The organism is Pseudomonas sp. M5A4_2d (assembly GCF_053345295.1).
In genome coordinates, this window is the sequence record NZ_JBKEZW010000008.1 from 244129 (window position 1) to 270602 (window position 26474).

Below are 26474 nucleotides of genomic sequence, written 5' to 3' on the forward strand. Positions count from 1 at the left end.
TACACTTGTAGCCTTACTTACCCGTAGCCCCCGCACTGGCCTGCTGAGCCGGGCCATTCACACAGGTGCCATCCATGGATTTCAACCCGCTCGACCTGATCCTGCATCTCGACGTGTACCTCGACATGCTGGTGAGAAACTACGGAGTGTGGATTTACGCCATTCTGTTCCTGGTCATTTTTTGTGAAACCGGGCTGGTGGTCATGCCCTTCCTGCCGGGTGATTCCTTGCTGTTCATCGCCGGCGCTGTCGCAGCAGGCGGCGGCATGGACCCGATATTGCTGGGCGGCTTGCTGATGCTGGCGGCGATTCTCGGCGACAGCACCAACTACGTCATTGGGCGAACGGCCGGGGAACGCTTGTTCAGCAACCCGAACTCGAAAATCTTCCGCCGCGACTACCTGCAAAAAACCCACGACTTCTACGACAAGCACGGCGGCAAAACCGTGACCCTGGCGCGCTTCCTGCCGATCCTGCGCACCTTTGCGCCGTTCGTCGCCGGTATCGCCAAAATGCCCTACCCGCGCTTCTTCGGCTTCAGCGTGTTCGGCACCATCCTGTGGGTCGGTGGCCTGGTGACCCTGGGTTACTTCTTCGGCAACGTGCCGTTTATCAAGAAAAACCTCTCGCTGTTGGTGGTGTTCATCATCCTGCTGTCGCTGGTACCGATGATCATCGGCGTATTCCGCAGCCGCTTTGGCCGCAACTCCTCCGAAGCCAAGCCGCAGTAACCCGCGATGTGGTCCCTCAGCGCCTGGCGTCGCCGGCGCCTGCTGGCCAAGCACCCGATTGCCGATGACACCTGGCAACGGGTGCGCCACCACCTGACCTTCCTCGACGGCATCAGCGCCGAGCAAGACCAGTGGCTGCGTGAAGCTTGCGTGGTGTTCCTCAGCGAAAAACACCTCACCGCCCTGCCCGGCGTCGACCTGCACCAGGAACAACGCCTGCTGCTCGCCGCCCAGGCGCAATTGCCGCTGATGAACCTCGGCGAACTCGATTGGTACCAGGGTTTCCACGAAATCGTGCTGTACCCAGACGACTTCCTCAGCCCGCAGCGCCATCGCGATGCCAGCGGCGTCGAGCACGAATGGGACGGCGAACACAGCGGCGAAGCCTGGCAACAGGGCCCGGTGATCCTCGCCTGGCCCGGCGTGTTGGCCAGCGGCCAGTGGGAAGGCTACAACCTGGTGATCCACGAGCTGGCGCACAAGCTCGATATGCTCAACGGCGACGCCAACGGCCTGCCACCGCTGCACCACGACATGCGCGTGCAGGAATGGGCCAGCGTGATGCAAAGCGCCTTTGATGACCTCAACCGTCAGCTGGACGCCAACCCGCACGCCGACACCGAGATCGACCCCTACGCCGCCGAAAACCCGGCGGAGTTCTTTGCGGTCACCAGCGAGTATTTTTTCAGCGCCCCGGATTTACTGGTCAGCACTTATCCCCAGGTGTACGCGCAACTGAGCCGCTTTTATCGGCAGGACCCGTTGGCCCGCCTGACCCAACTGCAAGCCAGCGACGCCCGCTATCAGACTGAACGCCACGCGCCACACGACGTCTGACGCATAGCGTCGGCGTCAGAATATGCCTATAATCGCCGCCACTTTTAGGCCAATCCGGCCATGTTCCATGGCCAACTACGGGGGCAACGCCCAATGAGCTACAGCAAGATTCCGGCTGGCAAAGACCTGCCGAACGACATCTACGTCGCCATCGAAATTCCGGCCAACCACGCGCCGATCAAATACGAAATCGACAAAGACAGCGACTGCCTGTTCGTTGACCGTTTCATGGCCACCCCGATGTTCTACCCGGCCAACTACGGTTTCATCCCGAACACCCTGGCTGACGACGGTGACCCCCTCGACGTGCTGGTTGTAACCCCTTACCCGGTTACCCCAGGCTCGGTGATTCGCGCGCGCCCAGTCGGCATCCTGAACATGACCGACGACGGCGGCGGCGATGCCAAAGTTATCGCGGTACCCCACGACAAGCTGTCCCAGCTGTACGTGGACGTGAAGGAATACACTGACCTGCCGCCACTGCTGCTGGAACAGATCAAGCACTTCTTCGAGAACTACAAAGACCTCGAAAAAGGCAAATGGGTAAAGATCGAAGGTTGGGGCAACGCAGACGCTGCCCGCGCCGAGATCATGAAGTCGGTCGCTGCCTACAAAGGCTGATACCCGCTCCTCATTGCCCTGGCAATCAAAAAAGCCCCGACTATTCGGGGCTTTTTTTGTGGGAAAAATTAAACTCAAAGTTCAATGTTTAATGCGCAGCGTTTAACAAAATTAAAACACTGAAATATCGGACTACAACTAAGCAAATCCCTACACGCGCAATTCAACGCATAGTTTATTTGATGTATTTTTCCGGCCAGTAAACTCTGCGTTTATGAATACATCAGGTGATCGACTAAAAGCGTTATTACGGGAAGTTCATCTTTCCGCCTCCGACTTCGCCAAGAACCGCGGTGTCACGCCTCAACACGTGAACAACTGGTTCAAACGCGGCGTGCCCATGGGCCGACTCAACGAGATCGCAGAACTGCTCTGCGTCTCCAGCCGTTGGCTACGCACCGGCGAAGGCCTCAAACACCCACCGGCCAACTTCCTGCTGGAAGGCCCGGACACAGCCAAAGGATTGCGCACCCGCGAAGACAGCGGCAAATACCTCACAGGCCCCGCCTGCCTCCCGGAAAAAATCGACGTGGAGATCGCCCTCCACCCCACTTTCACCTCCACCGAGCGCATCCGCGTCTCCCTGCACACCCTCGACACCCTCAACGTAAACCCCGACCGTGCCGTAGGCGCCTACATGGTCGACAACAGCATGATCGACATCATCCAACAAGGCGCCACCCTCGCCATCGACCGCGGCCGCAGCCAAATCACCGACGGCGAAATCTACGCCGTCGAACACGACGGCATGCTACGCATCAAATACCTCTACAACCGCCCCGGCGGTGGCCTGCGCATGCGCAGCCACAACGCCAGCGAACACCCCGACGAATACCTCACCCACGAGCAACGCTTCGAACAGAACTTCGAGATCGTGGGCTGGGTGTTCTGGTGGTCCACCCTCAACAACCGCCGACCGGTGCCACTGGACGAACACCTGCTGGGCTGGGAAGGCTCTAAATCGGACCCGGAGGTAGGCATTTGAGGTGAATGTGGGTATCATGCGCCGCACATTTGGCAGGGGATGGCTTTGCGCTATCTATCCTGCCTGGCGATGCGGAGGAGTTCCCGCTGATGCCCCTACTATTCAGCCAGACGTGATGTGGGCTGAGCGATTTGAAGGCTGGTGAGGTTTGTCAAAAACAAGCTGAAGCAGTCCCCGAGAAGCCGGCCACAAGCCGGCTTTTTAATTGTCCGAAATAATCCTATCCCATCCAAGAATCTTCCTGATAGCTTAGCTATTCCGTGGCTTTCAGGCATTCCCCTGTCCGATGGCGTTCGACGCCATTTGACCTCATCCAACGATGAAGTGGGGGGACAGGTGGGGGGACAAAACGGACGACAGGGGAAATCCAATGGGTAAGCTAAATCCGAAACAAGTCGAAAACCTGACCGAACCCGGCACCTATGAAGATGGTGATGGGCTTCGCTTGGTCGTCAAACCTACCGGGCGTAAATCTTGGCTGCTTCGCTTCCAACTGGCAGGCCGTCGTAGAGAGATGGGGCTGGGCTCATTCCCTGAGGTGAGTCTCAAGAAGGCCAGACAAGATGCCAGCAAAACGCACCCAATTGAGTGATGGCATAGACCCATTAGCCGCTCGAGACATAGAGCGCGCCGCTCAACGCGAAGCCCAACGCGCAAGTGAAGCCAAGCAACTGAAGTTCGAGACGCTCGCAACGGAATACCGTAATGCTCACGGCGCTGCATGGTCAGATAAATGGCGTAAAGGCTGGCTGCGAAAGCTGGAGCTGTATGCGTTTGATCACATTGGTAAGCTGGCAGCCGAAGACATCGGTACTCCCGAAGTGCTCAAGGTGCTGCAACCTATCTGGGCTACTAAATCGCGAACCGCCGATGAGGTACGTGGGTAAATTGAGCAAGTCCTGGACGCCGCCAAAGCACGCAATATGAGGTCATACACATCTCCATACCGAGTAATCTTTTACAGCCCCCATCAGTCACCTACATTGCAGCTATGGTCTTCGTGGAAGACCACTACCTAATATCTGGCCTACATCGATGTCCACCTTACTTATCCGCACACATATGGAGCTTAGTAAATCATACTACCAATACCGAGCCTCAAAAACATCTGATCTAAACACAACGTCCAAGAAGCCGGGCACTAAAACAATATCCAGAGAGATATAAATACTCTGGAGAAAAATCATGTAACAAGATACCAACTTTCCTTAAGCACTGAAGGCAAGTGGTTGGCAAGCCCACCTTCAAACCCTGAGCAATAAGGAGAATTGTTTTCAAGTATTTTAAGCGGGAGCAATCACCCTTAACGTCAGGGTTAAGGTAGTTAAGCAGCCAACAAAACTCTCGTTTGCTGGCTGCTAATGCATTGCAGTGGTCAGAGTTGGCACTGCCTCCCACATTCTCGATAGCAAGGAATGCCACTGCCCAAGTGTTAAGGCGCCAGGGCCGCTGCAGATGCTGGACCGGATTTGCGTTTCTTAGCAGTGGCGAGACTGCGAATATCGATTGTCTCGCGCCAAGATTCCAAAGCCATGATGTCTGCGAACAATTCTTCTGGCTCGGGAACCGCAACTCCACCCATCACAGCTTTGTCATGGGCATAGTTAGAACACTTCGACATGCCGGCATTCACTTGATCATAGTCAGTGTCGTCGACGACAACTCCAGCAAGGCGTTGTGTTTCGACGCCTTTTCGAAAGCGTATGACTACTTCGCGCAATAGCACTTCTTCGACAGCGCGCTCCCACGCCATGCGCAGCCGGAAATAAGCGTCGACGGTTTGCTTGTAATACTCCTGCTCCTCGCCATCCTTGAATAGCTTTGCGATTTTTTGTTGCTGCGCTTTCAATGCACCTATGCGTTTGCTAGCACTCTTGCCTTCGAATGGCAGCTCAGGATCTGCAATTCCAAAGCCTTCGGCTCGGCGTGTAAGGCTTTGCGTGACAATTGGCACACCGGCGCGCTTTGCCTCTTCGACAAGAAGGCAAAGGAAGTAAATATCGTGGGTGAAGATGATGACTTGGCGTTGTCCAGCCTCAATCGACAAGCGCTTAGCCACGCGTTCGCGTCGACGATGATCAAGTGATGACACAGGGTCATCAAAGACGATCCCACCGTTTCCGCCAGCAAGGCTCACCTCCGCGAGAAAGGAGCCTATAGCAATTGCGCGTTGTTCACCTTCACTCAAGATGTCGCCTGGACTACGAGTTTGGGGCAACTCCAGCTTGAGCTTGTGCAACGGCTTACCTTTGTCAGCACGGCTTTTTAAGGAAACCTGCAGCAAACCAACTCCCAGCGTCTTGAACTCTCGATTGAGTGCATTCTCCAGATCTTTGGATACAACCTTTTCTGCAAGTTCGGATGCTTTCAAAGAAATATTTGTGGTCTTGATTGCTCCCAAACACTTTGCAAGTCGAGCTTGATGCACAAGCCGGCTTACGGCCGTGGCCACAGCACTTTTGATTTCGTTCAGTCGCACCCGAGCATCGAGTGCAGTGAACAACTTTTGGAGTTCGGCACGGGCATTCTCGTCCGAGGCCTTTTCTAGGACTTCAGCATCTGTATTCAGCTTGTCGGCTAGTGCTTGAAGTCGCCCTGCCGGATTCACCAGCTCCTGATCAGTGCCGGACCAATCATGCGAAATTACAGCCGCTTTAACTGCTTCCTGCCGAGCCGCTAGTGTTTTCGCAAATAGCCTGGTGTCGTTGGCGAGCTGCACATCTAGGGCAGCAATTTCGCCATAGGTAACGTCGTCCACATCGATCGTTAGCACGTGTGCAATGAACGGCTTGTACTGGCTGTACAGCGCTAGGCGGCGTTGCTGTGATGTTTTTTCAGCCTCTTGCTGAATGAAGGCCTCAAAGCGCAGCAAGCGCTCGGCTCCCTCAGTTAGAGGCTGCTGGCACAACGGGCAAGCCGAATCAGCCCCTAATGCAGGAAACGCTTTATCAGGGTGTGATTCGATAGAAAATTTGCGCGCAGCGTCGAAGAGCTCACGCCATGCCTCGCCGCCGGTGCCGGGCAGTAAATTCTCTGCCTCTTTGAACTGCTGGGCCGCCAGCGCAGATGCTACCTGTGCCGTGCGGTATGTATCCGCTAAGCTGTGCAGCTGAGTAATCACTGCCTTATTAACCAGCGCTGACTTAGTGGTCACGTTTGTCGCGACGGTGGTGATGCGGCGGGCAAGCTGGCGAAGCTGGGTGGCCTTCTCCTTTGGATTACTCTCCTTCAGGCTCTTGTCCCATGCGTCACGCTGGGCCACATCCTCCGGTGTCAGTATCGCCAGTGCTTCAATCTGTGCCTCTGTCGTTTTCGCTGAAAGTGTTGCGATTAGTTTGCCAACTGGTGTGTCACCCTGCAGCGGCGCGAAGGCGGTCAGGTCGACTGTAGATTGCGCGCTCTCCGCCTCGACCATTACTTTCAGTTGCCGGCAGAGCTTTGCCAGTCCCTCGAATACATCGAGCCCGTAGGGCACATAGGAAAAGTCATCCTCGTTATCAAGGTATGCGCGCGCGCATCGAGTATCAAAAATTGTAAAGGACGATAACAACGCAGGCGCTGGTTGGCCTTGAATCCACTGTACATCCTGGACTACGCCGTCGACTCCAATTTCAAACCAGGCTTCAGCAGTAGCTGGTTGACCGGCCGGAAGGTTGGCATTAGGAAGAATGGGTTCCATTTGGTCGCGAGCACGGCATGCGCGCTTGAGCACTCGTGAGTACCCTGATTTACCCGAACCGTTGTCGCCATAAATCACTGTCATCCCCGTGGACCCAAAGGGAAGGTACTGATTCTCGGCAATGGCGTTTACGTGTTGCAGGCTCTTCATTGCCCGCAATTCGATGTGCGTTGTTTGCTTTACCGGTGCGGGAATCTGGTCGGCTGTCAGCGGCTTTGGAACTCTGCCTTGCGGGTCGGGGATACCATGGGATACTTTCAGCAGTGCGAACAAGTCATCTTGGTCTTCTGACCTCAAGGTTTGATTAGCCAGTAATCGAGCAACCGCGTCGCTCTGCCATTCAGGTAAACCCTGAGTCCAGTCTAAAATTTCCTGCAATATCGACATGGGTATCCCTCTCTGATTGATGCGCTTCCGTTTTCTTGAAGCTATCAATACCCGCCTATCGCTTGTTTGCAACTGAATTTAATTTTTTCAATTGGGACAGGGCAACACGCTACATTCAGCCTGGCTGAAAGGTTGGGCCCCCTGGAGACTATTCTCTGCATTACGGCCGGCAGGCACGCGCGGTTCGCGGGTTTCCGACCACGCGAAATCGGCGCCTTCTGTCCACGTTTTCTAGCCAGAAAGCGGGCAAATCGAACGCCTAAGGTCCCTCCGAACAAGTATGAGAGGCCAGTCAGAGGGGGACTCTACGGTGAGCCACAAACCACGATTTTGAAGGAAAAGATGGACCCGAGGCTGCATCCACCGAGAATGTGGGCTCTCTGTTGGCATCAGCTCGCGCCTGCAATCCTCGCGAACCACAGAATTAAATGGAATTCCTACAGATGATAAAGTGGAAAATCATTAAGAATTGATTGAGCTGAATCCCGGGGGGATATAGCCAAATACAGTACATCAACTGCTTTGGTCGGTGTCCCTCCCCTTGCAAGTGAAATCAAAGACGCCGCCTTATAATGCCGAACCACATCAGCCCCATCAAACGAATTCAAATGAGCATAAAATCTAAATGCAGCACCCTTAAGTACAACTTCAATTAAATATTTTAGTACATTTGCTTCAAACAGTGGCTGATAAAGTCTATCACTTCTTGTGGTTCTCTTGACAGCAACAGCAAATAGAAAACCTGTTGAATCAATTTTCCCCTCTAACAGCTTATGTGCATTTTCAAGCTTCGCCAAGTTAACCACACTCAAGCTTTCGGCAGGATCAGAAAAACAAGACAGCTCTGGGGGAAGCGGGTATGGAAGTCGAACGCCGACTATATCCGGGCTAGATAACCCCAATGCTAAGCCTCGAGAGCTTAGAGCAGCCTCATGAGCCAAAATATCACTTCGAATTTCTGGACGAAAGAGTTTGGTTGCATCGTACCCTCTCGGAAGTTTCACAACGGCAATTTTTCGAGTAGGCGTTGGTATTGCTTGGGGTGGCTTTGTGAGGTTTGTAGAGCCCCATATGCCTGAATCCATAAAATTGTTCCAGGCCGCAGCTGCATTCCAAAACGCGCCAGCCTCCAAAAGCTCAAATACGTCACCTTCAACTTTTGCAATAGCAGAAGTTTTAACGTCGAACTCCCTCCCAAAGAGCGCCTCCCCTGCCAAGGTCGCGTTTCTCGTAAATTGTGTCAGATACTCACCAAAAGAACGGGACGGGTCTGGATCATTGTCACAGCCAGGCATGAAATCTGTGAACGTACAGTTCATTGCGGCCATTTGACGAAACCGAAACTTAGTATTTCGCCCTTTCACCGTATTTACGCGCCTGTCTTCAAAACACTTTCCAAAAGGACAGTTGAGACAAACCTGGGCGTGGTCAAATGAGTATGGCATCAGCTTTCCTTAGCGCGTGCTATTTCGCGTGCGGTAGCAAAAAGGACATCTAGATCGCTACCAAGAGCCGTTGCGATCTTCTGCATGACATGGAGAGTCGGATTGCGCGCGCCGCGCTCCACTCCGCTTATGTAGGTGCGATCAATATTTGCTCTGCTGGCTAGCTCTTCCTGGCTGAGGCGCAAAAGCTCTCTGTGCCGACGGATGGCTAGACCGAAGTAGTCCGCTAGATTCATGGCGGAAAGCTACTGCTATGTCGACTAAGAGACCACGGACTATGAGTCACACAGGGTGTACAGATGCGTTTGATCCAGCTACTGTGGGCCATTGATTGATTTACGCGGTAGAGCAGATGCCTAAAAGTCACCCCCTTACGCCGGCACCACATACGGTGGCAGCGCCAAACCCAGCGCCCACAGCGGTATCCTTGTTCTCAGGATGCGGCGGTTTTTGTGAGGGTATAGAAAGCGCCGGCACGAAAATACAGGTTGCAGTAGAGCTCGATAAATTTGCGTGCGAGACCTATCGACATAATTTTCCGAGCACACCACTTTTCGAGGGCGATGTTCACGGTTTTCTAACTGATGACTCATCGCACATCCAAGATTACCGGCTAAGCAAGGTTGACCTCGTTTTCGGAGGACCTCCATGCCAAGGCTTTAGTCAGATAGGCCAAAGAAAGCTAGATGACGAGCGAAACGAACTCTATAAACAATACACCCGGATTGTTGATACGTTACGACCACGGGTTTTCTTTATGGAAAACGTTCCTAACCTTGCCCTCATGAACAAAGGCCACTTCAAAAAGCTAATTCTGGAGGAGTTTTCAAGTCTTGGTTACAGTAACGCAGTAATGCTTCGGCTTTCCGCTGACGACTTTGGAGTACCTCAAACAAGACAACGGGTAATATTTGTTGGCACTCGCGACGAAGACCAATTCCCTTTCGATCTTTATTCATTTTGCGAAACTGCACTAGACGGATATCGCGTAGATAAAGTCGTTACCGTTAGTGAAGCGATTGGCGACCTACCAGATGAAATTGTCCATAGCGGCGAAGTTCTAGAGTATCCGAAGACAACCAAGCCATCGCAATTCATGAAAGACATGAGACTTGATTACGATGGTTTGCGATACTCCAAAGCGCTCAAGAAAAAAAGAGGGCTAGGTAAAACAGCTGCTGCACTGCATAACCACCACACCAAAGAAATTCAAGCCCGAAGAGCCAATCTTATTTCTCTACTTAAACCGGGCATGAAAGCGAACAGCCTTCCTAAAGAAATCTGGGACGGTAAACGCCCAGAGAAATGGAGGAGACTGCATCCAGACCAACCATCGCACACCATCTTGGCCCAAATGCACCGAGACATGAGTGAGTGGATACATCCACACGCAAATAGGTGGATTACTGTACGAGAAGCCGCCCGACTGCAATCTTTTCATGATGGTTTTGTTTTTGTTGGTAGTGAGTGGCAACAGCTAAAGCAGATTGGCAATGCCGTCCCTCCGTTGCTTGGGTATGCTTTGGGGAAGCTATCACATCGCATCCTTTCTGTTCTTGATGGAGAACAGTTAGCTTCAAGTGCTTTACAATCACCAACGGTTCAATCTGAGCTATTGATTCCGGCCTAAAGAAAACAGACGATTTTTCGTTTGCAGCCTTTAGCGGTTGAAAGCATACAGCGCTACATTGACAATCCGGCTTGAAATCTCGATCTAAAACGAGCCTCGTCACGAAAAAGCTCGTTTTAGATACTTTCGAGTGTCTTTCCTTAAATAGCAAAGTGGAGGAGAGCCCGACTGCACGACGTTCGTCGCCCCTCCCCAGCACCCCACGCCTAGCACAATAAGCATTTGGTTCACGCCCGCTCAATGTGGGGGGACAAATGGGGGGACAGAATTGCTTTTAGCCTATAAGACCAGTAAAACAAGGCCATATCTCACTAATAACGCCGCCCACAAGCCGGCTTTTAATGCCCTTAAAAACTACGAACCAATTGTCCAGCACCTGTTGGACAATTGGATAAGCAAAGGCAGACTACCTACAGCCCGGCCCGTCTCTCAAGCCGCATCATTTGGGCTGCAAACAATCCACAGCCCGATCTGCCACCATCTTCGCCATCTCCACCAAATGCATTACCGCCCGATGCGGCGCTCCCAGCGGTTCACCAAGCGCCTGCGACGTTGCCACCGCACATTGCAGCAACTCAGCCACACGCACCCAGGCATCTTCAAAGCTCAGCTCTTCATTAACAGTAAATGGCTTAGTCGCAGCCGATGACGGCAAATCCGAAACAACGTTATCCATAGAAAACCTCTAGCGGTAAGTGATTACCACCGTCCTTTCGCGACTAAACGAGCAGAGGTGGCGGCTGTACGCAGGTTAGTCGACCGGCCGCTAGGCACCGGCGCACCCGAAGGTGCCCTGCGCACAGCCACCATAAAGTGCAGGTGAGAAGACACCTGGCTTTGGGATGGCGCGTGCGCCTAGCGAAGTCCGGGCGACTAAACCCGATCACTGAAAATGCAGTGACGGAACGCAGCCTAGTCGCGGGATTTAACTGGCGCAAGCGCCTGGAATTCTCTAGGAAACGTCCTCCAAATGAAAGGGACCGGCCCTGCTGGCACAACGAATTCGCACAAGCATTATTCGCTACACCTAAGTAATGAAAGAACGCATACAGCAGGACGTTGCCGCCAGAGGCCTGACGTTGTCTGTGCATGCGCGTCCGGGATGGTATTTCCAATGATCAGATTCACCCAAGGCAACCTTTTGGAAGCCAATACCGAAGCTCTCGTCAACACGGTGAATACCGTGGGCGTGATGGGCAAGGGTATCGCGCTGATGTTCAAAGAGCGTTTTGCGGAAAACTATCGCCTGTATGCAGCAGCCTGCAAGGCTGGCGAGGTAGAGACCGGTAAGGTTCATGTCACTGCGGTCAACGAACTGGACGGTCCTCAATGGATTGTTAACTTCCCGACCAAACGTCACTGGCGATCGCCATCGCAAATGGCTTGGATAACAGAGGGTCTACACGACCTACGTCGTTTTCTGATCGAAAACCATGTGAAGTCTGTGGCGGTTCCACCGCTGGGCGCGGGTAATGGTGGACTGAAATGGCCGGAAGTTCGCGAGCAAATTGTTGATGTCTTAAGTGATCTGGATGTCGATGTGCTTGTATTTGAACCCTCCAATCAGTATCTGAATGTCGCCAACCGCAGTGGTGTGGAGAAGCTCACCCCCGCCCGCGCACTCATTGCGGAACTGGTTCGACGCTACTGGGTTTTAGGTATGGAATGCAGCCTGCTTGAGATTCAGAAGCTGGCTTGGTTCTTAGAGCGCGCCATTGAGAAGCTGCCGGATGCAAAAAACCCACTGGATCTAAAGTTTGTTGCTCATAAATACGGGCCATATGCCAATCGGTTGGAGCATCTGCTCGATAACCTGGATGGCAGCTATCTGCATTGCGACAAGCGCATCAGCGATGCAGGTATCAGCGATGTGATCTGGTTTGATCAAGACCGAAAAGCCTTCCTCCAAACCTATTTGAAGACGGAGGCCAAGGAGTACTCACAAGCCCTTGAGCTTACCGCCGAATTGATCGATGGCTTTGAGTCGCCCTTTGGCATGGAGCTGTTAGCGACAGTCGACTGGTTGCTTAGCCAGGAAGACGTTCCCCCGACGGTTACCGCTGTGCGTGAAGCATTAAAACAGTGGGATGGCGGCTCCGGTGCAGCTACTCGCAAAAACAAGCTGTTTGACGATCAAGCGCTTGATATTGCGCTGAAGCGGCTTACCTCCAGTACTTTCAGACCTCAGCTGGCTACCTGTTAGATATGGGAGTTTTTTGTGCAGGCTGGAAACAGCCTGCGCAAAGATGCATTTTCAGATTCTCTAGTTAGAAAATCCTACCCGCTGGTTTGCTCGAATCAGCTTCTTGATTCCTGCTAAAAAGTCCGCCCACATACTCATCCTCCCCGCCTTTTAGTGTGAAGCGGACTCGACTCTACATTCGCCGCAACTGTCCCGTCTGAGTTGACAGTAAGACTCCTCCCACCCGATTTATCCCCCCACACCCCACCCATTAATCTGTGCCCATGTTGAACGCAACGCCAAACCAACCTAAACAAAAAAGGATTTCAACCATGAGCATTCCAACTCTCAGCCGCTTGAACAAAGACGACGCCGTAGTTCTGCTGGTCGACCACCAAACCGGTCTGATCTCGCTGGTGCAGGACTTCTCCCCCAACGAGTTCAAGAACAACGTGCTGGCCCTGGCGGACTTGGCCAAGTTCTTCAACTTGCCGACGATCCTCACCACCAGTTTCGAGCAGGGCCCTAATGGCCCGTTGGTGCCGGAGTTGAAGGAGATGTTTCCGGAGGCGCCGTATATCGCTCGTCCTGGTCAGATCAATGCGTGGGATAACGAGGATTTCGTTAAGGCGGTCAAGGCGACTGGGCGTAAGCAGATCATCATTGCGGGTGTGGTGACGGATGTGTGCGTGGCGTTCCCGACGTTGTCGGCGCTGGCGGAGGGGTTTGAGGTGTTTGTGGTGACGGATGCGTCGGGCACGTTTAATACCACGGTGCAGCAGGCGGCGTGGAGCCGGATGACGCAGGCGGGGGCGCAGTTGATGAATTGGTTTTCGGTGGCGTGTGAGTTGCAGGGTGACTGGCGCAATGACATGGAAGGGTTGGGGAATTTGTTGTCTCAGCGGATTCCTAACTATCGGAATTTGATGAATGGGTATGCGGCGGTGACGGCGCGTCAGGGCTGAGGTTGAGGGGCTGTGTGGCCGGCAAAAAACTGTGGGAGTGGGCTTGCCCGCGATGGCGGTGAATCAGTCATATATTAGGTGACTGACACACCGTCTTCGCGAGCAAGTCGAATCGTCGCACCGCCGCTCCCACATTTGATCTTCGCTGCTTTGAGTATTGGGGCAAGCCCACTGACCACAGACGCGCTGTTTGCCCTTACTCAGTCGAGGATCAGGTGCGGCAAAAACCGGCTTGAGTCCTTGGTGATCAAGCTATTGTCTTCCCGCACGCCAATGCCGGCGGCCTGATCGCCAATCACCCACGACCCGATCAGCGTGTAGCTGTCGCCAAATCGCGGCAGCGGCGCAAACTCCTGGAGGATAAACGGCGCATCCGTGTAGGGGCCGTCTTCTTTTACGATCAGGCCGTCGGCGGTTTGCAGTTCGATGTTGGCGCCTTCGCGGGAGAAGAACGGTTTGCGCACCCAGCCTTTTGGCACGGCTTTGCCTGGGTCGGTATCCAGGTGGGATGCGAGCAGGTTGGGGTGGCCTTGGTTGAATTCCCACAACAGCGGCAGGATGCCTTTGTTGGAGAGGATGGATTTCCAGGCGGGCTCGAAAAACTGCGTATCGCACTGGGCAATCGCGGCGCCGAAGGGCTCGTGGAAGATGAATTCCCAGGCGTGCAGTTTGAACAGGCGCGGAATCCAGCGATCTTCGAGGTCGACGAAACGGCCGTCGCTGGTCAGGCCGATGTCTTCGATGTCGATGTGGCGTGATTCGATGCCGACCTTTTCCGCGACGAGGCGCAGGTAGTCGGTGGTGCCTTTGTCTTCGACCGAGTCTTTCATGGAGGCGAAGTAGAACGGCTGGTTGACCTGCAATTGGGCGAAGGCCTGGTGCAGTTTGGTGTCGATGCTGTTGAACTGGTCGGCATGCTTGGGCAGCAGGCCACGTTCGATGCATTGTTCCAGCCAGCCCCATTGAAACGCCGCGGCCTCATAGAGGCTGGTTGGCGTGTCGTAGTTGAGTTCGAGCAGCTTGGCGGGCCCGCTGCCGTTGTAGGAGAAGTCCATGCGCCCGTACAAGTGCGGGTGGCCTTCGAGCCATGAGGTTCGAATCATGTCGAAGAACGGCGCGGGAATGCTCAGGCGTTCCAGCAGCTCTTCGCTTTGAACCACGCGGGCCACGAGGTCCATGCACATGTCATGGATCTCGGTGGTCGGGTCTTCGAGGTCGCGCTCGATTTGCTGGAGCGTGAATTGGTAGTACGCGCGCTCGTCCCAGTAGGGTTCGCCGTCAATGGTGTGGAACAGAAAGCCGAGGCTGTCGGCAGTCTGTTTCCAGTCATGACGTTCTGCGCATTGGATTTTTTTCATGGCCCGGTTTCCTTAGCTGCTCGACCCGCCGCCGCCCCAGCCGCTGCGGGCGCTGGCTTTGCTGCCGAAGCCGCCACGGGAGGTAGAGGACGCCACGGACACCGGCTTGCTGGAGGAGCGCAGCGTGTTGGTGTAATTGCTGCTGCCGTACCGGGCCTGGTTGGACCGGCCGAATGTCGCCCCATTCGAGACCCGCTGGTTAAGCGTCGAGTTGCCGTAATTGCCGCGATCATCGCGATAGCGATACACCGGCTCGGAGCGGTAGCTGTTGCGATTGTTGCTGAGCATGTTGCCGATCAGCAGGCCGGTCAGCAGGCTGCTGGTGGAGAAGCCTGAGCCGCCACTGTTCGCTTGGGATCCGCCGGCTTGCGCATTGGCCGCATCGACCTGGGATTGGGTCACCTGGCCGGCGGCGGTCAGTTCGAAACCGCCCAGCTTGGGGATGAACTTGCCGGTGGAATCCTGCTGGCACCAGTTGGCGACAAAGTCGGCATCGCAGTCGGCCTGGCTGTCGTACACCGGGGCAATGCGGCGATGCTCGGCCATGGCCGTCATGTAGGCGTCCGAGCACACGTCGACCGGCAGCTTTTCATCGGCGCATTGCTGAACAGACTGGAAGTTGTACTTCTTCTGCAAATCGTAGGTTTTTTCCGTCGGCCCACAGCCGGATATCGCCATGGCGACCGACGCTGCCAGCGACAGCTGGACGTACTTGCTTCGTTTCATCGGGAGCTCCGTGCGCGATCAGTTCTGGGTAGGCGTCATGCACGCGGCATTCAACATGCCGACGCTGATGGCCACGGCGGCCACGTAGATACCGGCCGCGAGTTCGCCGTTCTTGATGCGCTCGGACGTGCCTTTGAGCACCAGGCTGGTCAGCAGAAAGGCCAACAGTTGGACGACGGCAGCGATCACCGCCCAGACGACGAAGTCGAGGATGCTGATCGAGTAGGCAATCACGTTGCTGGCCGGAATGGCGAAACCGATGATGGCACCGCCCAGGGCGACCGCCGCCGACACGTTGCCCGCACGGATCAGTTCGAACTCCTTGTGCGGTGTGACGCGGGTGTAGATGAACTGGAACAGCGCGAAAATGACGGCAGCCCCCAGGATGTACGTGACAAACCCGAACACGGCCGCTTTGTTCAGGGAGATGGAGAGAGCTTCTAGCATGGACTTCTTCCTTTTTTAGAGCGCAGTCAGGTCGGTTGTGTACAGCGAAATGCCCAGCGAGGTGCTCAGGCTGATGGTGCCTTCTGCGTCTTCTTCGACGGAAAACAGCAAAAACTCTCGACGATCGGTCAGGCCTGTGTCGCGGGCGTACAGCATCGAACGGTGCTCGACGGTGTAGGCGGTCTCGGGGTTGATCACCTGTTCGGTCATCGCCACCAGTTCTGTCTGGCCAGCCTCGCTGCCCCACACACGGGCGTATTCAACGCCGTCGTGGGTGTAGGTCGGCAGCCCGATCAGGCTTTGTGGCCCGGCCAGCCGGCGCAGTTCCGCTTCACTGCTGAGGGTGACGACGCTCAGGTAGTTGAACAGGATCACCGACTCGACCTGCCCGGCGATCTCGCCGGTGGTGTGCACCTGCAGCCAGTAATCTTCGTCGTTCATGTAGTAGCGCGACAGCCAGGTCGATTGCCCGAGATCAACGGTGCCGTTGGCCCAGATCTCCTGGGAGCCGGGGATCACCACCGTGGTTTTCTCATCGAGCAGCAGTTTCAGGCTCGTGTCGAACATCACGCCTTTGCCCGGCGCCAGGCCCAACGGGCCCGTAACCGGCAGGGTTTGGCCTGCGGTCCATTTCGATTCTGTATTCGCTTGCGGGGCCTCAAGCCCCATCAACTGTTTAAACCATCCCATTGGAGATTTCCTTGAGGCGGGTGGAGGCGATGTAGAAGCGTTCGCCGCCTTCAACGCGCGTGGCGCCAGGCGGGTTGATTGAGGGGTGCCGAGCCGCGTCGGCGCGATAGCCGAAGCGGTGAAAGAGGGAGGCGGCGTAAAGGCGCAACAAAAGAAAAATCGACATGTCGTCCCGATTCCCTGGGTACTTGATTCCTGATGACGTCAGCGCCCCGGCGTCTGGATGCTCAAGTGCGTTCACCCGGCATTAAACCTGCTGCGCGGCGCAGAGAGAAGTACCTTGGCCGCAATAAACCCGGCGAGTGCACCAAACAGATGGCCTTCGAAGGAAATCCCCTGGCGCGGCAGAAAGCCAAGGATCAGCCCGCCATACAGCAGCGCCACGACAGCGGCGGTGATCAGGTTGCTCCAGCTCCGGTGGAACCAGGCGCGAGACAGCAGGTAGGCCCATAGCCCGAATACCCAGCCGCTGGCACCGACGTGTACGCCGTTAAAACCGAACAGCCAGACCAGCGAGCCGCCCAGCAGAATAATGATCGCGCTGACGGCGATGAACCGGTTGAGCCCTTCGACAATGACCAGGGTGCCCAGTACCAAAAAGGCAATCAGGTTGGCGCTCAGGTGCGCGAAGGACGCGTGTAAAAAAGGTGAGGCGAGGATGCCGAACAGCCCCTGCACCGTTCTCGGGACCAGGCCGAATGCCATGAGGCTGTAACCGGTGGCTACATTGAGCAGTTGCAGCGCGACCATAAAGACGGCCAGGCCTGCGATTGTCTTGAAACCCTTCAGGGTATCCATCCTGACCTCGAGATAAAAAAGAAGGGCAGACCTTAATGCCGGTCAGTTAAGTGCAAGCCCCTTGTGGGAGCCGCGGTGCTTTGAGCATTTCGTCCACTTAACTGACCTGCCCTTCCTGCTGCGGCGTTATTTACTCAGCCGACTTTTGCTTCAGGCGTTCCAGAATCGCATTGGCGCTGCCTGTGTCCGGCGTGATGCCGGCTTCGCGCAGCTTGCGCTCCAGGTCGGTGCCCGTGGATGCCTCAGCCAGCTCATCCTGGGCTTGCAGTTCAGCGGCGCGTTGCTGCTGCTTGGCTTGCAAGCGGTTCAGCGTACCGACGGCGGTTTCCAGCTTGCCGTTGGCGCCGCCACTGGCGATGGACGCACTGACCTGGGCCTTTTGTACGCTTTCGCGCGCCTTGGCCATGTCCACTTGCTGGCGCAGGCTTTTGATCCGGCTTTCGGCTTTGGTGATGTCTTTGCGCATGCTCTCTGCATACCCGCCGAACTCGGTGGTCTGCTTTTGCTCGACGTCACGTTCGTTGGTCAGGCTCGAAATGGCTTCGGCGACTTCCATGGCCAGGTCTTCGCGATTGGCCTGGATAGCCGCCATCGCCTTGGACTCCAGGTCCTTGATCTTGGCGTCGTACTCGCCCACGCGATCAGCCGCCAGTTTGTGCTTGGCCATGATGCTGACCAGCTCACGCTTGGCGTTGGCCAGCGCCGTGTCGGCGTCGCGAATTTCCTGGTCGAGGATGCGCAGGGCTTGTTGGTCAACGATCGATTCGCCGACTTCGCTGGCACCGCCACGCAGCGCGGTGAACAATTTGCTCCAGATGGACTGAGTCATTGGATACTCCCGAATAATTAATTGAAGAAACGTTCGAAGGCTTCGCTGGCGCGCTGCACGTTATCAACCAGGGTTTTCACCTCGGTCACGATGTTGGTCAGGCTGGAGTCGGAACTCAGTGCGCCGAACATGTTGTAAACAACTTGCCCGTTAGGCATGGACTCGATACCGATCGAAGACAACGGGAACATTTCCCGGCTGCGCAGCACCGCGTCATTGAATGCGGTGACGTCGTTGATGGACTCGACGTCGACCAGCACGGTGTCCACGATGATCTGCTCGCCCACTACCGCGATGTAAATCGGCAAGCCCCCGAAGTCGTTCATTTCCAGCTTGATGCTGGACTCGGAGCCTTGAACCAGAGAAAGCGTAATGTCGTTGGAAACCACTTCGTCCAAGGCCTGAAGCGCCGTGAAGAGGCGATCGATATTCCAGTTAGTACCTGCGCTCATGAAATTCTCCGACATGAATGAGCCAGCCAGAATCGGCTGGCGAAGCTGTTTCTCCATCTGCTTGAGCAGGCTTCGGTTTTCGGGAAGCACCCAAGTCTCGTGTTTCACATAACCGGCGGCTGCCAGGCCCGCACGCATCTGCTTCATGTAAAAGCTCGACGGCTTTTTCGCGGGCGACTTCAAGCGCTCTCCCTTGCGGCTTGCTGAATCGGTATCGGGCCCTGCTGGCGGGCTCGATGGAGAGCTGCTTTTCATGGTACTGACCTCGTTGTGAAAAACTCACGCGTGAGAAAATCTACAGGTAAATCTCGGCTTGCTCAATAGCTCACGCGTGAGATTTTTTCCCGGCGTTTCCGCTCGATCCAAACGCACTCCTTGCCCAAGGGTGGCACGACTGCATCGCAATCTGATGAACGGTTATTCGGCACTGACAGCGCATCAACACTTCGCTTGCCGCGCTCTAGGATAAGCCTGCCTTGAACGACGAGCTTTTTTGCAGGTGCCGGCCCCTACTCTCTGAGTGTTCCAAATTAGCCTTGGCGTTGTGAATTGTTGTGAAGGCCGGGCAAGTGGGCCAATTCGTCATGCTAAGTTGCGTGACGTTGTCATTCGCAGCACTTGCGCACAGCGGCCGACCCACTAAGTCCGCCCTCTTGTTATTCAATAAACAGCCTCGGGTAGTTATCCAGGAAGTTGGGCGCCCCTGCGCGTCTTAAAAGACGCCGGCGCAATAATTACATCAGGAGAAGAACCATGGTAGCGAAGGTAGAAACGACCCCAAAGGACGCCGCGGTCACCCCTAAAAGCTCCGTCGCTGCCTGGGAAAAATCCGTCAAAAAAGCTTCTGCACCGAAGGATGAGTTGGGCAAAGGCCAGAAACGCCCCGAAGGTGATACCCGCTCGGCCCAGCAAATCATTGATGACACGCCGCTGCTCGCCCAGCTCGGCAACCAAAGTGGGGTCAAGGACAACCTTAAAAAGCAGGTCGGCGATTTTGAGAAAGATGCGGACGCGGCCTATCGCGCCTCCAAGGTGCTGGAGCATGTCGAATACATTGATGAAGACGGCAAGCTGACCGATGGCAAGAATGTCGGCAACACCAGCATCGACGGGTTCACCAAGGACGGCGAGGCTCGGCACGGCACCGAGGCAGGCCGCCTGCAGGATTTCGGCAAGTATGGCTATTCGAGCCTACGCGGCGAGGTGGTGAAGTCGGACTTGGGCGACCAGCAGAAGCGCCCTGAGGGTGACACGCGCTCGGCCAAGGAGATTATCGACGCCACGCCGCTGTTGAAAAACCTGGGTAACCAGAGCGATGTGAAGGAAAACCTCAAGAAACAGGTGGGGGATTTCGAGAACGATGCCGACGCCGCGTACCGCGCCACCCAGGTGTTGGAGCATGTGGTCAGCCTCGATGAAAACGGCAAGTTGCTGACCGGCATCGACGCCAGGAATAAAGACAACGACAGCATTGATGGCTTCACCAAAGACAAAGAGGCCCGCCACGGCACCGAAGCCGGCCGCTTGCAGGATTTCGGCAAGTACGGCTACTCAAGCCTCAAGGGCGACCTGATGCACGTCAAAGACGCGACGCATAGCGACAAGGCCGCGCCGCCCGATGAGCCGCAGGACGTGCAGGCCCTGCGCGACAAGTACAACATCCCGACTTTCGGCGCCGAAGGGTTGATGGACATGGAGTTGCCCAACGACAAGACCGTGGGCGGCCAGACGGCCGAGAACTTTGTGCAGCGCATCCGCGATGACATCAAGAGCGGCAAGCTAAGCGAAGACTCGGATGAAGCCAAGATCGTCAAGCTGATGGACGCCCAGGCTGCACTGGACAGTGGCTACGACCTGTACGGCTATGCCGAGAGCATCAACCTGGGCAGCGGCACTTACCGGGAAACGGATAAGACCCCGACCAAGTTGAACGGCAAAGACGTGAAGGAGATGGTCGACGAGGACAAACTTGCCAAAGAAATTTCCACGTTGATGGGCAAGGAAGGGATTAAGGATCGTTACGACGCAGAACTAAAGAAAAGTGTTGGTAGTTTGTCGGAAGATCGCTTGAATGAAGTGCGCGAACAAGTGTTCCCGGCCCTGTTCAAAGATGGCACCCGTGATGCCAACTTGAACTTCGAAGAATATGTAATCGCCATGAATGACTCGGGCGATCCGAAAAAATCGGAAACGGCGGAGTTGGACGTGGACCGCTATTTCGAGTCGCTGCGTATTCTCGAACCGGACAGCTACACCGCGCGCCGTCAGACGTTTGACCAGAACATGATGACGCACCAGCTCAACACCTACATGGAAAACCCCGACAAGGTGTCGCCGGAAAATGCCGAAAGTGGGCTGAAGGCCTCGTTCACCATGATCAAGGGCGGCATCAACGCCGCCCTGGGTGGGCTGGACAAGGGCGACAAAGCGTACGACATGTACAAAAAGATGAAGGATGAGATCGACATCCTCGACGGCCATATCAAAGGGCTGACCCCGGCGGAAAACAAACAGATCGCAGCGGCGATTCGTCTCGCTGCCGCCAGCGGCGACCCGAAAGCCATCGACAAGGTGGTCGACACCCAATTGAAGGGCCTGGGCGCCAATCGCGAGGCGGCCGCCGGTTCCTTGAAGACGGTGCTGCACACCGCCAGTTCCACGGGCGGGCTCAGTGCCATGGCGGGCACCATGAACCTGGTCAGCGGCGCCCTGCAGCTCGCCAATGGCGGCGGCAACATGACCGACGACCAGAAAATCGCCGCCGCGAAAGACCTGGTCGCCGGCTTGAGCTTTACCAACGACTTCCTCAAGTTCGGTTCGAACATTGTGGAAACCCTGGGTGGCACTAAAACCTATGACCCTGCGGTGGACAAAGACGGTAAAGGCCCGCCAAAAATCAAAGCCACCGAATGGCTCGGCCTGATCGATGAGAACCTGCCGGATATCTGGGGCAAGAAAACCACAGAAAAATCTGACGCACTGGCTGCATCTATCAGCACCCGCGTTAAAGAATCGTCCGAAACCCTCAAGAAGCTCGACGTGGGCAACCTGTCGGCCGATGAGGTCAAGGAGTACGACAACGCCGCCAAATCCCTTGGCGAACACATGGGCGTCAAGGACATTCCCGGCAAAGGCACGCCGGCTTCAAAATCCGACATTGCAATCGCCTCCGGGCGCTCGTTCCTGCGCTTTATGGGCGGCGCCGGCCTGGATTTGACAGGTGGCGTGATGGACATCGTTTCCGGCGCGCGCAAACTGAAAACTGCCAAGACCGCACTGGAAAAAACCGACGCGGCCTTCACGCTGGGCGGTGGTGCGTCCGGCACCGGCATGGCGATCGCCAATACCATCGCGATGTTCGCCCCCAAAGGCGCGCACCTGGCAGGCAAACTGGCCGGTGATGTTGCCGCCACGGTTATACGCGGGCTCGCCATCGGTGCCCGTGTGGCGGGCCCGATTTTCGCCGTGGCCGGTGTGATCTTCGGGGTGGCAGGCACCCTGATCGCGGAGGCGGTCGAGCATGCCAAAATGCAAAAGCTCACCGATTCCCAAGGCAAGTTCTTCAAAGACCTCGCCGCCGCCGGCGTGACCAAGGACGACTGGGGCGACAAGCTCGAATACGCGCGTTATGCCACCTATATGTATGGCGGCCGGGACACGCCGGACGACAAATCGATGTTCGAGTACCAGTCGGACGAGTGGAAACACTTCAAGGAAACCCAAGACAAAAAAGGCAGCTCGCTGGCGCGGCTGGCGCCCTATCTGCACAAAGACAGCGACCCCGACAGCAAGAACCTGTGGGAAAAATTCCTGGCGGGCGGGACCAGTTCCAGCGGGCCACATGGCAGTGAGCGGCACACCGATGACTGGCGGCCTTGGAGCAGCACGGACATGGACACGGGGAGCAAGAACACGGCCTGATGTTGCGTAGGCATTTTTCAAGCAAGCCCCTGCTCTTCGGTTAAACGCAGATCCCCGTGGGAGCGGGCTTGCTCGCGAAAGCGGTGGTTCAGTCAACCTCAATGTTTGCTGGGCCGACGTCTTCGCGAGCAAGCCCGCTCCCACATTTGATCTTTGCTGCTTTGAGTATTGCGTTCGCTTAACTGACCGGCATTGAGGCAAACCGGTGGGTGTTTGTGCAGCAGCCTGCTGCACAATTACTCCGCAGCACTAGCCCGGCCCTTGACTCTCCCCTATACGGCACACCCTACCCTGAACACCTCGACGTTCAGGACCTCACCCCATGCACCAACGCATCCTGGTCATCCTCGGCCACCCTTCCACCACGAGCCTCTGCTCAGCCTTGGCCGAAGCCTACATCCACAGCGCAAAAGTCGCTGGCCACCCAGTACGCGTCCTATCCCTGGGCGATCTCACTTTCGACCCCGTTCTTCACCACGGCTACACGCAGATCCAGGCGTTGGAGCCCGATTTGATCAGCGCCCAGTCCGACATCCTCTGGGCCACCCATCTGGCTTTCGTTTTCCCGATTTGGTGGGGCGGTATTCCGGCGTTGTTGAAGGGGTTTATCGACCGTATTTTCCTACCCGGCTTTGCCTTTAAATACCGCGAAGGCAAGTTGTTTCCTGACAAGCTGCTGCTCGGCCGAACCGCGCACTTGTTGGTGACCCTGGACACGCCGCCGTGGTATTACCGCTGGTTCTACCGCATGCCGGGCATTCATCAGCTGCGCAGCGCGACCCTGGCGTTTTGCGGCATCCAGCCGATCAAGACGTTGCTGTTCGGGCCGGTGCTGGGATCTACGCCAGCGCAACGGGCAAAGTGGCTGACACAGGCTGGCGGATTAATGGGAAAAGGGAGTTTTCATGTACATCGGCAAAGCCGCGCAACTGTCGGGCACGACCATCAAGGCGATTCGTCACTATGAGGCGATTGGCCTGTTGCCAGCACCGCAGCGGGAAGGACGTTATCGGGTCTATTCAGCGCAAAGTGTCGAGCTGTTAGCGTTGATCAAGTGCGCCCAGCAGTTGGGTTTCAAGCTCAAGGAGTTGCAGGGAATTTTGCACGGGCACGAGGCTGATGCGTTGCCTTGGGAGCGCGCAGACCAGGCCATCACCAGCAAGAAGAACGAACTGGCCGCGCAGATTGCCGGGTTGCAGCAGATGCAGGCGGGGTTGACCGCATTTGAAGCACAGCTTAAGGACGCGCAGGGGCAGTGTTATTTAACCGCTGACAGTGACTGACTTTCCCGGACGACGACGCCTTCTGGCTCGGTGTCTGGTGGACGATGAGCCGAATAGGATGCACAATCGGCTCACAAAATGAGCCGAATAACGTTTTTATTCGGCTCACGCACCCAGGCATGCCCCATGGATCATCCGTACTGGATCTGGCAACACACCGATTGGCCCCACTTTCATTGGCAGCCCGGACAGCTGGCGGTCTTGCTGCGCGAGTGCGGGCAAGCCCAAGGCAAGCTGCTGGGCATGCTTGGCTCCGTCAGCCAGACAGTCAGTGCGCAGAATGAGCTGGATGCGTTGCTGCAAAATATTCTGACCTCCTCGGCAATCGAGGGCGAGCAGCTGAATGTCGGCTCCGTGCGTTCCTCTCTGGCGCGACGCTTGGGCCTGGAGGCGATGCAGGATGGCCAAGTGAGTCGACGCAGTGAAGGCCTCGCCGAACTGATGATGGACGCCACCGAGCAATTCGCGCAGCCGTTCACTCTTACGCGCTTATTGAATTGGCATCACTGGGTCTTCCCCACCCCGGAAGCTGGCTTTGCCCCACGCGCGCTCAATGTCGGCGCACTGAGGGGAGATGAGCCCATGCAGGTGGTGTCGGGGCGACTTGATCGGCCAACGGTCCATTTCGAGGCGCCACCGCGCCGAGGCCTGGAGCAAGGGCTGGGTGATTTTCTCGAATGGTTCGAAACCAGCCGCAACCAGCCAGAGCTGGACCCGCTGATCCGCGCTGGCGTCGCGCACTTCTGGTTTGTCACGCTGCATCCGTTCGATGACGGCAATGGTCGCCTGACCCGCGCAATCACTGATTTGGCATTGGCCCAGGGCGACCATCAGGCCATCCGTTTTTATGCCATGTCAGCCAGCATCCTCGAGGACCGCGCCGGTTACTACAGCGCGCTGGAGTCCAGCCAGAAGGCCACACTGGATATCACTGATTGGCTGGCGTGGTTTTTGAAAACCCTGTTGCGCAGCCTGCAGCAGGCGATGGCGCGAATAGAACGCGTCCTGGGCAAGACCCGGTTCTGGCAGCAGCACCGCGACCTCTCGTTGTCCACCGAACAGATCAAGGTACTCAACCGCCTGCTCGACGGCGGTGAAAAGGGCTTCGAACACGGCATCAGCGCCGCGCAGTACCAGGCCGTGGCGAAGGTGTCCAAGGCTACTGCAACCCGCCATCTGGCTGATCTGCTGGAAAAAAACTGCCTGGTCCGCTTGCCCGGCGGAGGCCGTAGTACGCGTTATCAAATCAATGGCCGAGAAGACTGAAGCGCCCCCACTCATTTGTCCGCTCATTTGCCCAGAATCCCCATGTCTGCTAGTGTCGCGCCGGTTTACCGTCTACCGGAATAGCCGCCATGGCCCGCAAAAAAGTTGCACTCGATTTCGAACAATCCCTCGCCGACCTGCAAACCCTGGTCGAGCGTCTGGAGAACGGCGAGTTGTCGCTGGAGGACTCGCTGACGGCGTTTGAGCAAGGTATCGGCCTGACGCGCGACTGCCAGAGCGCCTTGGCGCAGGCGGAGCAGAAGGTCCAGGTGCTGCTGGAACGTGACGGGGAGTTGGCCGAAGAACCTTTCGATGCGGAACAGCCGGAATGATCGACGCGTATCAGGCCAGTAGCCAAGCCCGGGTGAATGCGGCGCTCGAGCCCATGTTTGTTGCGCCCAGCCCGGAAATGAACCGCCTTTATGCTGCCATGCGCTACAGCGTGATGAATGGCGGCAAGCGCGTGCGCCCGTTGCTGGCGTATGCCGCGTGTGAAGCCCTGGGCGCGCCTGCCGAGCAGGCCAATGGCGCGGCGTGTGCGGTCGAGCTGATTCACGCCTACTCCCTGGTGCATGACGATTTGCCGGCGATGGACGACGATGATTTGCGTCGCGGCCAGCCGACCACCCACAAAGCCTTTGACGAAGCCTATGCGATCCTCGCCGGTGACGGCTTGCAGAGCCTGGCGTTCAGCGCATTGCTGGACCCGCACCTGAATAGCGTGAAAGCCGAGATCAGCCTGCGCATGGTCACGGCACTTGCGGTGGCCGCAGGCCCGGCCGGCATGGTCGGCGGGCAAGCGATCGACATGGGTTCGGTCAGCCTCAAGCTGGACCAGAAAGCCCTTGAACACATGCACCGCCACAAGACCGGCGCGCTGATCGAAGCTGCCGTGCACCTCGGCGCATTGGCCAGTGGCCGTGCAGACGCTGCGCAACTGGCCGCCCTGCAGACCTATTCGCGGGCTATCGGCCTGGCATTCCAGGTGCAGGACGACATTCTCGACGTCGAAAGTGACACCGCGACCCTCGGCAAGCGCCAGGGTGCGGATGCCGCACGCGATAAACCGACGTATCCGGCCCTGCTCGGCCTCGAAGCAGCCAAGGCGTATGCCCTGGAACTGCGTGACCAGGCCCTGGATGCCCTGCGACCTTTCGACGCGGCGGCCGAGCCGTTGCGCGACCTGGCGCGGTATATCGTCGAACGCCGCCACTGATAACGCGGGCTATTAGCGCCGCATAT

The 26474-nt window shown here is 56.4% G+C and carries 24 protein-coding genes and 3 pseudogenes; 15 read left to right on the plus strand and 12 right to left on the minus strand.

Annotated elements, in window-relative coordinates:
• Positions 1–74 precede the first annotated feature (74 nt).
• The 5 genes and pseudogenes from ACLBW8_RS19970 to ACLBW8_RS19990 form a co-directional block, all read left to right on the plus strand.
• Positions 75–731, plus strand: coding sequence for a DedA family protein (locus ACLBW8_RS19970; protein ID WP_064454304.1), 657 nt, complete (start codon positions 75–77; stop codon positions 729–731).
• 6 nt (positions 732–737) lie between these two features.
• Positions 738–1568, plus strand: a complete 831-nt coding sequence (locus ACLBW8_RS19975) for a M90 family metallopeptidase (protein ID WP_447806148.1) — start codon at positions 738–740, stop codon at positions 1566–1568.
• Positions 1569–1661: 93 nt separating this feature from the next.
• Entirely contained in the window at positions 1662–2189 is a 528-nt protein-coding gene (ppa, locus tag ACLBW8_RS19980) for an inorganic diphosphatase (RefSeq protein WP_003237090.1), read from the plus strand.
• 214 nt (positions 2190–2403) lie between these two features.
• Complete coding sequence (locus ACLBW8_RS19985) at positions 2404–3174, plus strand: LexA family transcriptional regulator (protein ID WP_128587814.1); 771 nt, start codon at positions 2404–2406, stop codon at positions 3172–3174.
• Positions 3175–3544: 370 nt separating this feature from the next.
• A pseudogene (locus tag ACLBW8_RS19990) lies at positions 3545–4124 on the plus strand (tyrosine-type recombinase/integrase); the annotation flags it as partial.
• Between the two features lie 482 nt (positions 4125–4606).
• On the opposite strand, the gene ACLBW8_RS19995 reads toward ACLBW8_RS19990, so the two are convergent.
• The 3 genes from ACLBW8_RS19995 to ACLBW8_RS20005 form a co-directional block, all read right to left on the minus strand.
• On the minus strand, positions 4607–7240 hold the full coding sequence (locus ACLBW8_RS19995; protein ID WP_447806149.1) for an AAA family ATPase: 2634 nt from the start codon (positions 7238–7240) through the stop codon (positions 4607–4609).
• 437 nt (positions 7241–7677) lie between these two features.
• Positions 7678–8685, minus strand: coding sequence for a Cfr10I/Bse634I family restriction endonuclease (locus ACLBW8_RS20000; protein ID WP_447806150.1), 1008 nt, complete (start codon positions 8683–8685; stop codon positions 7678–7680).
• A complete protein-coding gene (locus ACLBW8_RS20005) occupies positions 8685–8921 on the minus strand; it encodes a helix-turn-helix domain-containing protein (RefSeq protein ID WP_447806151.1) in 237 nt (78 codons plus the stop codon). The genes ACLBW8_RS20000 and ACLBW8_RS20005 overlap by 1 nt, the downstream gene beginning before the upstream one ends.
• Before the next feature lie 116 nt (positions 8922–9037).
• Here ACLBW8_RS20005 and ACLBW8_RS20010 point away from each other — a divergent pair, with 116 nt between their 5' ends.
• Positions 9038–10315 (plus strand): DNA cytosine methyltransferase, encoded by a 1278-nt coding sequence (locus tag ACLBW8_RS20010; protein ID WP_447806152.1) that lies wholly within the window; start codon positions 9038–9040, stop codon positions 10313–10315.
• Positions 10316–10754: 439 nt separating this feature from the next.
• Here the strand turns inward: ACLBW8_RS20010 and ACLBW8_RS20015 are convergent, their stop codons facing one another.
• Positions 10755–10991 (minus strand): DUF6124 family protein, encoded by a 237-nt coding sequence (locus tag ACLBW8_RS20015; protein WP_447806153.1) that lies wholly within the window; start codon positions 10989–10991, stop codon positions 10755–10757.
• A 361-nt stretch (positions 10992–11352) separates the two neighbouring features.
• Here ACLBW8_RS20015 and ACLBW8_RS20020 point away from each other — a divergent pair.
• The 3 genes and pseudogenes from ACLBW8_RS20020 to ycaC all read left to right on the plus strand — a co-directional run.
• Positions 11353–11433, plus strand: a pseudogene (locus ACLBW8_RS20020) (type II toxin-antitoxin system toxin DNA ADP-ribosyl transferase DarT); the annotation flags it as partial.
• Positions 11430–12518, plus strand: a complete 1089-nt coding sequence (darG, locus tag ACLBW8_RS20025; protein ID WP_447806154.1) for a type II toxin-antitoxin system antitoxin DNA ADP-ribosyl glycohydrolase DarG — start codon at positions 11430–11432, stop codon at positions 12516–12518. The pseudogene ACLBW8_RS20020 and the gene darG, both read left to right, overlap by 4 nt.
• A gap of 311 nt (positions 12519–12829) precedes the next feature.
• Positions 12830–13462 carry an isochorismate family cysteine hydrolase YcaC gene (gene ycaC, locus ACLBW8_RS20030; RefSeq protein ID WP_262666347.1) on the plus strand — a complete coding sequence of 211 codons (633 nt, stop codon included), beginning with the start codon at positions 12830–12832 and terminating at the stop codon, positions 13460–13462.
• A gap of 200 nt (positions 13463–13662) precedes the next feature.
• Here ycaC and ACLBW8_RS20035 read toward each other — a convergent pair whose 3' ends face one another.
• The 8 genes and pseudogenes from ACLBW8_RS20035 to ACLBW8_RS20070 form a co-directional block, all read right to left on the minus strand.
• Complete coding sequence (locus ACLBW8_RS20035; protein ID WP_447806155.1) at positions 13663–14820, minus strand: glutathionylspermidine synthase family protein; 1158 nt, start codon at positions 14818–14820, stop codon at positions 13663–13665.
• A gap of 12 nt (positions 14821–14832) precedes the next feature.
• Positions 14833–15546 carry a DUF1190 domain-containing protein gene (locus ACLBW8_RS20040; RefSeq protein WP_064454310.1) on the minus strand — a complete coding sequence of 238 codons (714 nt, stop codon included), beginning with the start codon at positions 15544–15546 and terminating at the stop codon, positions 14833–14835.
• An 18-nt stretch (positions 15547–15564) separates the two neighbouring features.
• Positions 15565–15993: a DUF350 domain-containing protein gene (locus tag ACLBW8_RS20045; RefSeq protein ID WP_159960214.1), complete on the minus strand. Its 429-nt coding sequence runs from the start codon at positions 15991–15993 to the stop codon at positions 15565–15567.
• Between the two features lie 15 nt (positions 15994–16008).
• A complete protein-coding gene (locus tag ACLBW8_RS20050; protein WP_447806156.1) occupies positions 16009–16683 on the minus strand; it encodes a DUF2491 family protein in 675 nt (224 codons plus the stop codon).
• Positions 16670–16795 (minus strand): annotated as a pseudogene (locus ACLBW8_RS20055) (potassium channel protein); the annotation flags it as partial. The pseudogene ACLBW8_RS20055 and the gene ACLBW8_RS20050, both read right to left, overlap by 14 nt.
• A gap of 125 nt (positions 16796–16920) precedes the next feature.
• Positions 16921–17481 carry a rhomboid family intramembrane serine protease gene (locus ACLBW8_RS20060; protein WP_432751144.1) on the minus strand — a complete coding sequence of 187 codons (561 nt, stop codon included), beginning with the start codon at positions 17479–17481 and terminating at the stop codon, positions 16921–16923.
• Positions 17482–17611: 130 nt separating this feature from the next.
• Complete coding sequence (locus ACLBW8_RS20065) at positions 17612–18310, minus strand: PspA/IM30 family protein (RefSeq protein WP_259763390.1); 699 nt, start codon at positions 18308–18310, stop codon at positions 17612–17614.
• Between the two features lie 17 nt (positions 18311–18327).
• On the minus strand, positions 18328–18909 hold the full coding sequence (locus tag ACLBW8_RS20070) for a YjfI family protein (protein WP_128587821.1): 582 nt from the start codon (positions 18907–18909) through the stop codon (positions 18328–18330).
• 606 nt (positions 18910–19515) lie between these two features.
• Here ACLBW8_RS20070 and ACLBW8_RS20075 point away from each other — a divergent pair.
• The 6 genes from ACLBW8_RS20075 (at position 19516) to ACLBW8_RS20100 (ending at position 26448) form a co-directional block, all read left to right on the plus strand.
• Positions 19516–22683, plus strand: a complete 3168-nt coding sequence (locus ACLBW8_RS20075) for a hypothetical protein (RefSeq protein WP_447806157.1) — start codon at positions 19516–19518, stop codon at positions 22681–22683.
• A 322-nt stretch (positions 22684–23005) separates the two neighbouring features.
• A complete protein-coding gene (locus ACLBW8_RS20080; RefSeq protein WP_447806158.1) occupies positions 23006–23650 on the plus strand; it encodes an NAD(P)H-dependent oxidoreductase in 645 nt (214 codons plus the stop codon).
• Complete coding sequence (locus ACLBW8_RS20085; RefSeq protein WP_447806159.1) at positions 23589–23966, plus strand: MerR family transcriptional regulator; 378 nt, start codon at positions 23589–23591, stop codon at positions 23964–23966. Before ACLBW8_RS20080 ends, ACLBW8_RS20085 begins: the two co-directional genes overlap by 62 nt.
• Positions 23967–24092: 126 nt before the next feature.
• Complete coding sequence (locus ACLBW8_RS20090; RefSeq protein ID WP_447806160.1) at positions 24093–25232, plus strand: Fic family protein; 1140 nt, start codon at positions 24093–24095, stop codon at positions 25230–25232.
• Between the two features lie 89 nt (positions 25233–25321).
• On the plus strand, positions 25322–25564 hold the full coding sequence (locus ACLBW8_RS20095; RefSeq protein ID WP_003176346.1) for an exodeoxyribonuclease VII small subunit: 243 nt from the start codon (positions 25322–25324) through the stop codon (positions 25562–25564).
• Positions 25561–26448, plus strand: coding sequence for a farnesyl diphosphate synthase (locus ACLBW8_RS20100; protein WP_447806161.1), 888 nt, complete (start codon positions 25561–25563; stop codon positions 26446–26448). The genes ACLBW8_RS20095 and ACLBW8_RS20100 overlap by 4 nt, the downstream gene beginning before the upstream one ends.
• The last annotated feature ends 26 nt before the right edge of the window (positions 26449–26474 follow it).

What these genes read in the sequence shown, in the direction of transcription:
- ppa (WP_003237090.1), top strand. Translation starts at nt 1,662, where the DNA reads ATGAGCTACAGCAAGATTCCGGCTGGCAAAGACCTGCCGAACGACATC.
- ACLBW8_RS19985 (WP_128587814.1), top strand. Translation starts at nt 2,404, where the DNA reads ATGAATACATCAGGTGATCGACTAAAAGCGTTATTACGGGAAGTTCAT.
- ACLBW8_RS19970 (WP_064454304.1), top strand. Translation starts at nt 75, where the DNA reads ATGGATTTCAACCCGCTCGACCTGATCCTGCATCTCGACGTGTACCTC.
- ACLBW8_RS20100 (WP_447806161.1), top strand. Translation starts at nt 25,561, where the DNA reads ATGATCGACGCGTATCAGGCCAGTAGCCAAGCCCGGGTGAATGCGGCG.
- darG (WP_447806154.1), top strand. Translation starts at nt 11,430, where the DNA reads ATGATCAGATTCACCCAAGGCAACCTTTTGGAAGCCAATACCGAAGCT.
- ycaC (WP_262666347.1), top strand. Translation starts at nt 12,830, where the DNA reads ATGAGCATTCCAACTCTCAGCCGCTTGAACAAAGACGACGCCGTAGTT.
- ACLBW8_RS20045 (WP_159960214.1), bottom strand. Translation starts at nt 15,993, where the DNA reads ATGCTAGAAGCTCTCTCCATCTCCCTGAACAAAGCGGCCGTGTTCGGG.
- ACLBW8_RS20015 (WP_447806153.1), bottom strand. Translation starts at nt 10,991, where the DNA reads ATGGATAACGTTGTTTCGGATTTGCCGTCATCGGCTGCGACTAAGCCA.
- ACLBW8_RS19975 (WP_447806148.1), top strand. Translation starts at nt 738, where the DNA reads ATGTGGTCCCTCAGCGCCTGGCGTCGCCGGCGCCTGCTGGCCAAGCAC.
- ACLBW8_RS20005 (WP_447806151.1), bottom strand. Translation starts at nt 8,921, where the DNA reads ATGAATCTAGCGGACTACTTCGGTCTAGCCATCCGTCGGCACAGAGAG.
- ACLBW8_RS20010 (WP_447806152.1), top strand. Translation starts at nt 9,038, where the DNA reads ATGCCTAAAAGTCACCCCCTTACGCCGGCACCACATACGGTGGCAGCG.
- ACLBW8_RS20060 (WP_432751144.1), bottom strand. Translation starts at nt 17,481, where the DNA reads ATGGATACCCTGAAGGGTTTCAAGACAATCGCAGGCCTGGCCGTCTTT.
- ACLBW8_RS20080 (WP_447806158.1), top strand. Translation starts at nt 23,006, where the DNA reads ATGCACCAACGCATCCTGGTCATCCTCGGCCACCCTTCCACCACGAGC.
- ACLBW8_RS20065 (WP_259763390.1), bottom strand. Translation starts at nt 18,310, where the DNA reads ATGACTCAGTCCATCTGGAGCAAATTGTTCACCGCGCTGCGTGGCGGT.
- ACLBW8_RS19995 (WP_447806149.1), bottom strand. Translation starts at nt 7,240, where the DNA reads ATGTCGATATTGCAGGAAATTTTAGACTGGACTCAGGGTTTACCTGAA.
- ACLBW8_RS20035 (WP_447806155.1), bottom strand. Translation starts at nt 14,820, where the DNA reads ATGAAAAAAATCCAATGCGCAGAACGTCATGACTGGAAACAGACTGCC.
- ACLBW8_RS20050 (WP_447806156.1), bottom strand. Translation starts at nt 16,683, where the DNA reads ATGGGATGGTTTAAACAGTTGATGGGGCTTGAGGCCCCGCAAGCGAAT.
- ACLBW8_RS20000 (WP_447806150.1), bottom strand. Translation starts at nt 8,685, where the DNA reads ATGCCATACTCATTTGACCACGCCCAGGTTTGTCTCAACTGTCCTTTT.
- ACLBW8_RS20040 (WP_064454310.1), bottom strand. Translation starts at nt 15,546, where the DNA reads ATGAAACGAAGCAAGTACGTCCAGCTGTCGCTGGCAGCGTCGGTCGCC.
- ACLBW8_RS20085 (WP_447806159.1), top strand. Translation starts at nt 23,589, where the DNA reads ATGTACATCGGCAAAGCCGCGCAACTGTCGGGCACGACCATCAAGGCG.
- ACLBW8_RS20090 (WP_447806160.1), top strand. Translation starts at nt 24,093, where the DNA reads ATGGATCATCCGTACTGGATCTGGCAACACACCGATTGGCCCCACTTT.
- ACLBW8_RS20070 (WP_128587821.1), bottom strand. Translation starts at nt 18,909, where the DNA reads ATGAAGCAGATGCGTGCGGGCCTGGCAGCCGCCGGTTATGTGAAACAC.
- ACLBW8_RS20095 (WP_003176346.1), top strand. Translation starts at nt 25,322, where the DNA reads ATGGCCCGCAAAAAAGTTGCACTCGATTTCGAACAATCCCTCGCCGAC.
- ACLBW8_RS20075 (WP_447806157.1), top strand. Translation starts at nt 19,516, where the DNA reads ATGGTAGCGAAGGTAGAAACGACCCCAAAGGACGCCGCGGTCACCCCT.